The 11,326-nt window shown below is 36.7% G+C and carries 8 protein-coding genes and 1 pseudogene; 6 read left to right on the top strand and 3 right to left on the bottom strand.

Features of this window, described 5'->3' with window-relative positions:
• Positions 1-73: 73 nt before the first annotated feature.
• Complete coding sequence (locus H7254_RS07395) at positions 74-313, bottom strand: hypothetical protein (protein WP_301932361.1); 240 nt, start codon at positions 311-313, stop codon at positions 74-76.
• Positions 314-561: 248 nt separating this feature from the next.
• A pseudogene (locus tag H7254_RS07390) lies at positions 562-1,356 on the bottom strand (phospholipase A).
• A 585-nt stretch (positions 1,357-1,941) separates the two neighbouring features.
• Here H7254_RS07390 and tnpB point away from each other — a divergent pair.
• Together tnpB and H7254_RS07380 are read left to right on the top strand one after the other, a co-directional pair.
• Positions 1,942-2,106, top strand: a complete 165-nt coding sequence (tnpB, locus tag H7254_RS07385; protein WP_301932360.1) for an IS66 family insertion sequence element accessory protein TnpB — start codon at positions 1,942-1,944, stop codon at positions 2,104-2,106.
• A gap of 683 nt (positions 2,107-2,789) precedes the next feature.
• Positions 2,790-3,929 carry an ABC transporter substrate-binding protein gene (locus H7254_RS07380; protein WP_301932359.1) on the top strand — a complete coding sequence of 380 codons (1,140 nt, stop codon included), beginning with the start codon at positions 2,790-2,792 and terminating at the stop codon, positions 3,927-3,929.
• Between the two features lie 104 nt (positions 3,930-4,033).
• Here H7254_RS07380 and H7254_RS07375 read toward each other — a convergent pair whose 3' ends face one another.
• Entirely contained in the window at positions 4,034-5,662 is a 1,629-nt protein-coding gene (locus H7254_RS07375) for an ATP-binding protein (RefSeq protein ID WP_301932358.1), read from the bottom strand.
• 174 nt (positions 5,663-5,836) lie between these two features.
• Here H7254_RS07375 and H7254_RS07370 point away from each other — a divergent pair, with 174 nt between their 5' ends.
• The 4 genes from H7254_RS07370 (at position 5,837) to H7254_RS07355 (ending at position 10,738) form a co-directional block, all read left to right on the top strand.
• Entirely contained in the window at positions 5,837-6,220 is a 384-nt protein-coding gene (locus tag H7254_RS07370; protein WP_301932357.1) for an Hpt domain-containing protein, read from the top strand.
• An 8-nt stretch (positions 6,221-6,228) separates the two neighbouring features.
• The gene (locus tag H7254_RS07365) at positions 6,229-6,924 is read left to right on the top strand and encodes a LytTR family DNA-binding domain-containing protein (protein ID WP_301932356.1); all 696 of its coding nucleotides are present in this window, start codon (positions 6,229-6,231) and stop codon (positions 6,922-6,924) included.
• 454 nt (positions 6,925-7,378) lie between these two features.
• Positions 7,379-8,683 carry a hypothetical protein gene (locus H7254_RS07360; RefSeq protein WP_301932355.1) on the top strand — a complete coding sequence of 435 codons (1,305 nt, stop codon included), beginning with the start codon at positions 7,379-7,381 and terminating at the stop codon, positions 8,681-8,683.
• A gap of 501 nt (positions 8,684-9,184) precedes the next feature.
• Positions 9,185-10,738: a serine hydrolase gene (locus H7254_RS07355; RefSeq protein WP_301932354.1), complete on the top strand. Its 1,554-nt coding sequence runs from the start codon at positions 9,185-9,187 to the stop codon at positions 10,736-10,738.
• The last annotated feature ends 588 nt before the right edge of the window (positions 10,739-11,326 follow it).

Genomic DNA, 11,326 nt, shown 5'->3' with positions numbered 1-11,326 from the left:
GCAACAGATATTAAATTATTTCATTTGTGAAGAATTATACCAGATTATTAGCGACGCCTGCTCCAGTATCCATTTATCCAGTACCAGCCGAAACGGGAATTTTTATCCATCTGCCAGGTATCCATCTTGCACCATAATACGGCGGACTTACCCAGTATCCTCCAGACCATATATAACCACTGGCTGACCATTTCCAGTTATTAGTTACATACACATAGTTTTGACCTGGAGAAGGTGTCTGGTTTACTGTAACAGCATGCCTTGGCTGAACTTTTACATAATTTCTTTGTGCCGAAATAGCTGTTGAAATCATTAAAATAGTGATGCTGTTAATAAGCATTTAAATATATGCTTGCTCATATTGTTATTTTAATAATTTAAATAAAGGTTTTTATTTTTTAAAGATATCTGTTTCAACTTAGATGCCAGGGATATTAATCGTGCCCCGGGAAAATCTACGGTAAGAAATAGTAAATAAGCCGGTTGTTATAAAGACTTGTATTCATGCCTCCCATGTGGCTTTATCAGATTTAAATTCTTTGTCTGAATTCTTTTAAAAAATCACCAATCAACCAAGGAGATTCTTACACCAATTGTACTTTGCCGGTGATTATAATCCTGCAGCGTTTCGCCATAACCGTCGAATAATTGCAAATGCCCTCTCAAATTATTGATTACCGGAAATACCCAGTTTAACTGAACACTTCCCCTTCCTCCATCTTTAATTTTTAATGAATGTGCCATTACAGAAGATAACTGGTGCCTCCCTTTATCATATATAACAACTGCTTCTCCACGGCCGGTATAGTCAGTAATAGCCGGGTTTTCATCTACCGCATCTTTTAACCGTAACCAGGGGCGTAACAAAACCTGCCAGTTTTTTCTTTGAAAACCTGCCTGCAATATAATGCGGTTCCAGCTACGTGAAAGAGGTAATGAGCGGCCGTTGGACTGATGATTAAAAGCAACTCCAATCATCTTTGCTTCAAAACCAAGCAGTGAAAATTTTACAGGAAAATTTAGTAACACTTCCGGCTCGTAATTTAACTCACGAAATGGTCTAGATAATTTTTCGTTGTAAACCTGCCAATGAGATTTTTGCGAGTAGGCAACCCAAATATCACCATACCCCCAAAAAATTCTCCGGGCAATTTAGGTTTTAAAACTAAATTGAAATTTTGCTTCGTATTTATTGTAATTTACTTTAAAAGGCAGCCTATAAAATGGATTTTCACTGGTGGGTTTTGTATTTGGGTTGCTGGACCACCTGCCCGCAGTAAAATAAACCGGCTTGTAGGAGGTAACTAAAAACAGGCCTTTGTCGTTCTCTCTTCCTAACTCCCATGATTCCTCCATGGTTTTACTTTGTTTAAGAAAATTATTGTTTTCAATACTTTGCGCAACGGTGCAAAGAGGTAAAAAAAATAAGATAAAGCAGTGTTTGAAGAAAGAAATATGTCTCAACATTTCAGGATAAATAAATTTGAATAATAATTGATTTATAAAATCACGGTTTGTAAACACAGTAAAATAGGCTAATAGAATCAAATAATTTTATTCATAAATAACTGTTTAACGAAAGCCCCCCACGGCGGCCATCTTGTATTTTAAATTAATAAGGCAGAGTATAGCAAAAAGCTAAATTTATGCAAGACAAAAAGAAGCACCGTTTCCAAAAATTACAAATGACCCATCAATGGCAGCAAAGTGGTTTGAGCCAAAAGGCTTTCTGCCAGGCCAATGCTGTCGCCTAACATGTTTTTCATTACCGGTATGACGTTTACAGGTCTGATAAAGATACTTCCGGTTCCTTTTTACCACTGCATATTCATCATCCGAAAACCAATCAGCAAATAACAATGACCGGCGTCAAGGGTATACAGATACAGTTTCCATTTACAGATCAGGCGGTTTGTTTTGTAAAGCAATTATTATCCTGAGATGCTGCACCTTAATTCAGCTACTGCATCTTATTGGTACAATGGTGCTGCCGATATGCGCAAAGGTTTTCACGCATTCTGTGGCATTGTTCAACAACACATGCAGGGCAATATTTTACAGGGCGGAGTATATATTTTTGTAAACCGCAAGCGCTGGGCAAATTAAACTGCTTACCTGGGAAAGCGATGGCCTGGCCCCGTAAATATAATACAGTACCGTATTTTATGGTTGTTGGACAGACCCAAATGGTTGTAAAATAATAAAATATTTAAAAGATACCTGTTTGCCAATTAGATCTTCTGGAGTTGGATAAATCCGAAACAAAAAGTATTTTTTATGCCGTGTCTTTAATCGATTTTTCGACTAACCCTACATGCAAATTTATCTTATTGCTGCTTAATAAGAATTCAGATTGCTGTTACTTTTATCAATCGGAAAAATCTAAGTCCTGAATTTTATCAGTTTTTTTTCAGCATAAAAAGACAACCGGCAAAGCTCCACGCGAATTTATTAAGATTTATCATGAAAAAAATTAAGGTTACTGAATGACTTTTATCCGGTTTTTTTTAGCAGGACAGGTATTTTATTTGTCCGGATCAGGAAGCTATTGGTAACATTGTTGTGTCACTCACTTATTTAAAAAAAGGACAGGAAATGATACAAGTATTTTATCAAAAAAGCATGTGGAAAAAGAAGTAGCGGAATTACCTGTTTGATTACACTAATTTTATCGGATTACACGAAGGAAGAAATAAAGACTGGAAGCAGTATTGGCGTGATATTACTCATGTTTTGATAGCATCCGTTGTCTCCGTTTTATTAATTTAAAAAACTAAGCAAATACATTCATGATAATATTAAAAGGAATTACATGGGATCATCCAAGAGGATATGATCCGCTGGTGGCAGCATCCAAATTATACGCAGAACAATTTGGCGTAAAGGTAGAATGGCAAAAAAGGTCACTCTCCGATTTTGGCGATCAGTCGCTTACAGCAATGGCTACAGAAAATGATTTGCTCATCATTGAACATCCGCATACTGGCGTGGCCAGCGAAACAAATTGCCTGGTGCCATTGGAAGATTTACTAACCTACGAACAATTACAGCAACTGGAACAACAGTCTGCGGGCCCCAGCTTTTTAAGCTATTACTATCAGCAAAAACAATGGGCATTGCCGGTGGATGCAGCGATGCAATGTGCCGCCAGCCGCCCGGACCTGATGGGCGAACACAAAATTCCAGCTACCTGGGAAGAAGTCTTTGAATTATGCGAAGCACTGAAAACCCAGGATTTACAAGTGGGCATCGCCTTTTGCGCCACCGACTGTTTGTGTACGTTCTTATCACTTACGGCGCAGTTTGGTTCATCTGTCAGAGAAAACAATCATTTGCTGGTTACCCGTGAAGTTGGTTTGCAGGTACTTCAACTAATGCGTACCATGCGGGATAATTTTCACCCCAACAGCCTCAACTGGAACCCTATTCAATTGTACGATCACATGACTGCCGAAAATGACATTGTTTACTCACCGCTTGCATTTGGTTATACCAATTATTCAAGGGAAGGGTTCAGAAAAAATAAGCTCTGTTACCACAATGCACCATGGACAAAAAATATTATTTTGGGTGGTGCCGGCATTGCCGTATCTGCCAGCAGCAGCCATGCAAAAGAAGCGGCTGAATATGCGGTCTGGCTTTGCAGTGCAGTCATTCAAAACGGGGTATATGTAAAAGAACAGGGACAACCTGGCAATATTGTTTCGTGGAAAGATGATGCTGCCAACGCCCTTACCAACGATTTTTTTCTCAATACAATAGACACGTTAACCTATGCCTATGTTCGCCCTCGATACAGTGGCTGGCCTGCGTTTCAGCAATGGCTGGGTGAAGCATTGCATCAATATTTAAAAGAAGATTTGAATCCGGAAACTGTCTTAAATCAATTGCAACAAGCATATGCCGCATCTTATGAAAATCATCTTTAGCAGTGAACCACAAAGGCGCTAATACAGAAAGCAACCCTAAGCTTTGTGAAACTTAGTACTGTTGTGCCTTCGTGGTTAAACCATTGAAAACTACGGAATTTATTTTATGCATAATCAATTTTACGGTGAGGGGCATAATCAAGAATCTTTTTCTTTAACTCAGCCGGTTTATAAGGCTTTAGCACATAATCATTGAAACCTGATTCTGTTATCAGTGACTCCATATCTTCCAGCAAACTTGCGGTAAAAGCAAGTACCGGAGTTTTTAAATCTGTTTCCCGTATTTTTTTAATGGTGGCATAACCATCCATTTGCGGCATTTCAAGATCCATTAATATCAGATCGAATGTATGATATTTTATCAGTTCCAAAGCATGTATGCCATTTTCCGCTTCTTTAACCAGTATACCCCATCTGTGTAAAAAACTAATAAGAATGGTTGCATTGATCGCATTATCTTCCACAACCAGTATTCTTAATCCCTGGGTATCGGTGATGTGTTCAAAACCCACGTCGTGCTGCACTTTGGCTTTAATTTCTTTTGGTTTTGCATTTTCAAAACATACACTAAAATGAAAACAAGAACCCTCTCCGGGAACACTTTCCACTTTTAGCTGTCCGCCAAATTTATTTACTAATTTTTCACTGATGGTAAGCCCCAGCCCGGTACCACCAAATTTACGGCTTTGATCATCAGTATAAACCTGGGCAAACCCCTGAAAAATTTCCGACTGTTTTTCAACCGGTATTCCAATACCTGTATCGCTGACATTAAAAGAAATGGTGGTGGTTTGTTCGTTTGTATTTTCGATAATTACTTTAAAAGTAACATTGCCAATCAGTGTAAATTTTAATGCATTGGATAAAAGATTATTCAAAATCTGGCTAAGTTTTATTTCATCACTACAAACGTTTATTGTATTAAATGCATCCGGCTGCAAAAATATAAACGCAAGTTGTTTATTATCAAACTGAACCTCAAATGCCTCCACGATATTGGTAAGGCATTCTTTTAAATTGAAAGAATGCCTTACCAACTCCAGTTTACCAGCATCAATTTTACTAAAATCGAGAATATCATTAATAATGCCCAGCATGTGTTCTGATGAATATTTTAAAATATTCATGTGCCTTTTTATATTCTCCGGTAAATCAGATTCTAATAAAACAAGATTGGAAGTGCCGATAATTCCATTGAGCGGTGTACGCAATTCATGACTCATACTGCTTAAAAATCTTGCCTTTGCCCTTGCCGCTTTTTCTGCATTTAATTTATAACTTTTTAATTCCTGCGTAGCATTCTTTTTATCTGTTATATTCCTAAAACTGATGATCTGCCATTTTATATCATCCTTATAAAAAATATTGCTGGCAACGCAGGTATAAAATTTTTCTTTGTTGTAGTTAATAAAACCAGCTTCTCCCTCCCAGCAATCGGGAATGCGGTTCATCATCAAATCTTTATTTTCACTGTCTTCTTCCAGGTAACGCATCATTATCTGGTTAATCTGCAGTTTCCTTAAATGTACGTCCGGAGGCAACGCAAACAGGGTGATCATATGGCAGTTAAAATCAGCAATATCATTGGTTTCGAGGTTAACAACCACGTATGCATCCATGTACAGTTGAAGAAATGATTCGTGAAAGGCCAGGTCTTCACCCCCATCGTATTTGCTTTTACCGAACGAAAACCTGTTAAAAAATCCGCTGGCTTTTTTGTCTCCATGTATCATACTATTCGTTTCAAAAGTTTTACTTTCAAAATATTGAAACGAAAAAACACTGAAATTATTAGTGTTTTGAAAACAAAATTAATCAGCACCTCAAAGTGATATTGATCCCTTTAAAATAATAAATCTGGTTTTACGTTATAAAATTAACCTGATAAAAAAATAATATACTGTTAAATGAATGAAACTTTTTTTGAATTTAATGAGCAGCTGGATGGCTCGTTTTTAAACAGCATTTACGAAGGTGACAAGGAACATGCAAAAATGATTTTTGATAAATTTTTAAGCTCTGTTAATGTTTACCTTACCGAAATTGAACATGGTTATAACAGCGGCAATGCCGAACTTTTCAGAAAAGCGATCCACAAATTTAAACCTGTATTGAGCTTTGTCGGCCTCACCAAACTGACAGGTTCTGCAGAAGTAATAGAGAAGAAGTGTAATGGGATAACTGATGTAAATACCTTGTCCGGATTGTACATTCCTTTTAAAACGGAAGTAAAAGAAATGATACCTTTTATAGAAACTGATTTAATGAAACTTAAAGCTTTAACCTCTTAAAATGCCTTATGAAATTAACTGCTATTATTGTAGATGATGAGCCTATTGCCCGGAATTTTTTAGAACGATATTGCGAAAAAACGGACACAATCAATGTTGTTGGTTCATTTCAGGATTCAGAAACTGCTTTTCGGTATCTTGAACAAAATGAAGTAGATATTTTATTTCTGGATGTGGAAATGCCCGGCGAAAGTGGCTTTCAATTACTGGATAAATTGATGATCATGCCTAAAGTAATATTAACCACTTCTAAAACGGATTATGCATACGATGCTTTTCAATATAAGGTAAGTGATTATTTAAAAAAACCATTTACATACCTACGATTTCAGGAAGCTGTTGCAAAAGTAAATGAAGCTTTTAAAGAAAAGAAAGAAGCACCTATAAAAGAAGACACTTTCATTAAATCAAACGGAAAATTTATACGGCTTAATTACGAGGATATTTTATACATCAAAAGTATCGGTGATTATGTAAAATATTGCACTTTCGATAAAAAATACATTGCCCATAGCACGTTAAAAGCAGTGGAAGAAAAGATGATTGACCGGCTATGTTTTATGAAAGTGCACCGATCATATATTGTTAACCTTCGTAAAATAAATAATATAGAAGATTCTACTCTTTACATTGGTGATTCAGTGATCCCTATCAGCAAATTGCTAAAAACAGAAGTGATGGCAAGAATAAATATTGCAAGTTAAACCCCACATAAATAACCAACTAAAACGATGCCTCCTTACCGGGGCATTTTTTTGTTTACCATAAATATGTAAAAGTGGCTGCCATTTTTTAATCCCTGTTTATTTTATTAAACCGGATTAGATAGCTGCAATTTTTTAGACTGGTATTTTTAAAATTATTGAAACAAAATGTTGAAACAGTCAGTTCAATAAAAACCAACGAACCTGCAACGCACCAATTATATAATTTGCATTTTGTAGCAGTGGTTTGTACACATTGCATAAATGCACATTGTTATTCATTTTACATGCTTTCAGTAGCAAAAAAATTCTGTTCGCAACCGGCATTCAAACTTATTCATTTCCTGTCATCTTTTCTCCTGTTGGGCATTTCGTTTCATCAACTTATATTGTGGCATCATTCATTTAAAAAAATTACCAAATAAAATCTTTTACAGTACATTTTAATTATTTTATGAAAACCAGTTTACTCCTTTTCGCTACGGGAATCGTTCATCCATTTTCAAAAACTTTTTCGCAGGATCTGTTTATCATCAAAGACACAATGGTTAACAATACCTGGACAATACCACCTGGCAGTATTTTAAAATTTGGCAGTAAAGGTCATATTAGTGGAAAGGGGACCATAAGGGGTGGTATCATTGATGCTTCTTTAGGGCAATGGATTTTTGATACAACATTAACCATTATTCCGGAAGGTATTTATGGTAAGGATTTTAGCGCAAAATGGTTTGGCGCCGGCAAGGTAAAAGACAACAGTACCGCTTTGCAAAAAGGTATCAATACGGTGCTTGCCAACAATGAAACACTCCGGAATTTTTATATACCCAAGGGCATATATAATTTCAGCAAGCCACTCCTTATTGCTAATATATACAAAGGGCAATATTCCGGCAGCACTATTCATATCTATGGCGAAACTTCTTTTTGGGATTGTTGCAGCGGCACTACTTTACAGTACACTGCTACAGATGGATTTGCCATTGGCCTGCAACTAAACAAGGGTACAGAAATAAATAACCTGGCCATAACAGGACAGTTTAAAGCTCCGGCAGGTAATGATACATCTTACTACAATATTCCTTTTGAAAAATTCAACGATGCAAATGAAAAGTGTGGCGCCACGTATGCGGGTATTGTAATTGATTATGACGGATCAAAAAATGCAGGCGGCAGCACCGGCATAAAAATTCATGATGTTTCAGTAAGCAACTTTACCATCGACTATTTGGTGAGCCCGAATGGAAAAACTTTTAATGCTGATATTTTAATTTTTGAAAATATAAAATGTGGTGATGCAAAAGTGGGATTTGCCTCTGGCCAGGCACAGGAAAAAGGCAATGTAATCCGTGGTATTTATTCATGGGGAAGCATACATACATTGATTTCTATCGGACGGTATGGTAAGTTTCAGGCAGGCAATTATACAATTGATGGAGGTAATGTGGCGGGCAGATGCATCCGCCTTTTTGATATCAGCCAAAGCGGCTGGTACGCTACTTCCATTGCTAATATTTTTTCAGAAAGTATCGCAAAAATTGGCAGTATTAGTACTCAAATTCCCACATCCATTAGTAATTGTACTTTTCATTTTGTATTTCCGGAAGTAATTGGTACGCAAACCCTGTTTTATACAAACAATGATAAAACTAAATTCAGCAACTGTATATTTCGCTATTATGGATCTAAGCAGCAAATGAAATTTGCCGGAACTGCAACTTATGATAATTGTATGTTTAGTGGTCCTGTTGTAAAGTAATTCTATGCAACATCCATTCGCTGGGCGCAGTTAAATACGATGATAGTTATTTGCTGCCATTATTTTTTTCATCTGTTTTTAAGGATTTGAATACATTTGATAAATTAACGAAACAATCATTACCATTTTACTTCATCCTGACAATGTTGACAATTTATAATTATTACTGAATATTTTAAAACCAGATAAAGGATGTTATACCGGAAAAAATGGATTGCCACAAGTAAACCTTTGCTGGATAAGGATTACGTAAGAAATATCGTTTAAAAGCAATTTGGGTAATCAAAATATAATGGGTAGAATTGGTTGGCTAAATGACAATTACTGCAAACGATGTGCTGAATTTAAAATCTATTTTAACTACCCCAAAGGAAAATGGGACTAAACATTTCATTATTGTGCAGGATATTGTACAAAATCCTGAAAAAACATTCAAAAGCAGTTGTGCTTATTACGCAGCTTAATAACCGTTAAATATTTTCTCAATTTTAATTCATCAATATGACTTTTCAAAAAACGTTTGTTGCCGTAGTTTTATTCTTTCTTTTTACAACGGTAAACCTTGCTGCTCAAAATAATCAGCCATTTACACAAAGTCTTCCTGAAGCGGAAGGTGTTTCGTCCGTAGCTATTAATAATTTTTTGGATGCCGCCAATAAAAGCAAAAGCGAATTTCACAGCATCATGATTTTACGACATGGTAAACTTATTACTCAAGGCTGGTGGAATCCTTATAATGCCAGTTTAAAACACACCATGTACTCTTGCAGCAAAAGCTTTACTGCTACAGCAGTTGGTTTTGCTATCAGCGAAAAAAAACTATCACTGACTGATAAAGTGATTTCATTTTTTCCTGAAGATGTACCTGTAAATATTAGCGAAAATCTTGCGGCGCTTACGGTAAAAGATGTGTTGAGTATGAGCGATGGCCAGGACCCCGACCCTACTTCTGCCGCAGTAAGCAAAGACGGAAACTGGGTGAAATCTTTTTTGGCAGTACCCATCGTTCACAAACCCGGAACTAAATTTTTATACAATACTTTGGGTACTTATATGCTGTCAGCCATTGTACAAAAAGTAACCGGGCAAAAAATATTGGACTATCTCACGCCCCGCTTGTTTAAGCCGCTGGGCATTACTGGCATAGACTGGGAAATTGATCCGAAAGGAATTAATACCGGCGGCTGGGGATTGCGGTTAAAAACAGAAGATATGGCTAAATTTGGCCAGTTGTTTTTGCAAAAAGGAAAATGGAAAGGCCAGCAGATTTTGCCTGTTGGTTGGGTTGAAGAAGCTTCTACCGCAAAAATTATCCAGCATCCCGATTACCCGCAATCCAAAAAAGATTCCAGCGATTGGGACCAGGGTTATTGTTACCAGATGTGGCGGTGCAGGTACAACGCCTACCGTGCGGATGGAGCTTTTGGACAGTACATTATCGTGTTGCCGCAGGAAGATGCCGTGATTGCCATTACCTCAGAAACGCCCAACATGCAGGATGAAATTAATTTGGTTTGGCAGTATTTATTACCGGCTTTTCATCAAAATAAATTACCCCAAAACAAGCAAGCTGCCAAAGCACTAAAAGATATGCTGGCTTCGCTGACACTTGCATTGCCTGCCAAAAATCCGTTGCTTGTTCCAGCAGTAAACTTTAATAAAAACTTTACACTTGATGCCAATGACCGCCAAATAAAATCGCTTTCCTTCAACATCGCAAAGAAAGTATGTAATCTTAATTTTAGTACGGATACCGCAACGTACCGGCTTGCTTTTGGGGAAGGATTTTGGCAAAAAGGAGTAACATCCAAACATGGCCCTTCATTAACCGGTGCTTCAAAAGCAATTTTTACAGGTGGTGCAGAATTTAAAGTTGCAGGAACGTATAGTTTTACCGGTGACCATACAATAGTGCTTCAGTTAAAGTATATTGAAAGCCCACACACAGAAAAAATAACCTGTCATCTGGATGGAAATCATATCACTGTGGATATTGAAAACAGTTTTGATTATGGCAGTAAAAAAATAATATTGAAAGGGATCGCCAGCGAATGATAGATGCATTGATTGAGGCGGATGAAGACGGATGACACGGATTTTATTTTTGTTTTTATCTATCCGTTTTATACATATCAATCTATATCATCAGCGTTTCAATTACCTAAAAATATTGGCCGATTCTTATCCCAGGTGTTATAGGTTACTGCCAAATTTTCGGACAAAAGTTGATTTATTTCAGATAAAGAAAATAAAAAGTATAAAAGGTCATCAGAGGTTTTTTATATTTTTTTTGATTACTTCCAGACAGCCATTGTGTGTTTATAAAGAACTTCGGGTGTTTATTACTTTAAACTTTGGTGCAGCATTTGCCCGGAGTAAAAAACTTCTACATGCAATTGTAAATTTACTGATAACGTTACAGTAAGGAGGGTTGATAGCTGTAGAACAAATATAAGACCCCTGGAAGCCGGCACGATGAAACAGGTTAAACTCATTACTATAATCAGAGGGCAAACCAGGATATCCAAAAATTTAATTGGTCATTATCCGTGTGAATTATTTTACCCTATTCACTTACTTTTGCATCTCATTCCCTTCACCTTTTAAATAACCAAATGAAATTAGATATACTTGCTTTTGGAG

The sequence above is a fragment of the Ferruginibacter sp. genome, assembly GCF_014377975.1.
Classification (GTDB): Bacteria; Bacteroidota; Bacteroidia; order Chitinophagales; family Chitinophagaceae; genus Ferruginibacter.
Note: the sequence above shows the minus strand (reverse complement) of the source record. Positions and strands in the feature narration are given on the sequence as shown.

Coding starts and splice junctions, on each gene's coding strand:
- H7254_RS07395 (WP_301932361.1), bottom strand. CDS start 313: ATGATTTCAACAGCTATTTCGGCACAAAGAAATTATGTAAAAGTTCAG.
- H7254_RS07355 (WP_301932354.1), top strand. CDS start 9,185: ATGACTTTTCAAAAAACGTTTGTTGCCGTAGTTTTATTCTTTCTTTTT.
- H7254_RS07375 (WP_301932358.1), bottom strand. CDS start 5,662: ATGATACATGGAGACAAAAAAGCCAGCGGATTTTTTAACAGGTTTTCG.
- tnpB (WP_301932360.1), top strand. CDS start 1,942: ATGCTGCACCTTAATTCAGCTACTGCATCTTATTGGTACAATGGTGCT.
- H7254_RS07370 (WP_301932357.1), top strand. CDS start 5,837: ATGAATGAAACTTTTTTTGAATTTAATGAGCAGCTGGATGGCTCGTTT.
- H7254_RS07365 (WP_301932356.1), top strand. CDS start 6,229: ATGAAATTAACTGCTATTATTGTAGATGATGAGCCTATTGCCCGGAAT.
- H7254_RS07380 (WP_301932359.1), top strand. CDS start 2,790: ATGATAATATTAAAAGGAATTACATGGGATCATCCAAGAGGATATGAT.
- H7254_RS07360 (WP_301932355.1), top strand. CDS start 7,379: ATGAAAACCAGTTTACTCCTTTTCGCTACGGGAATCGTTCATCCATTT.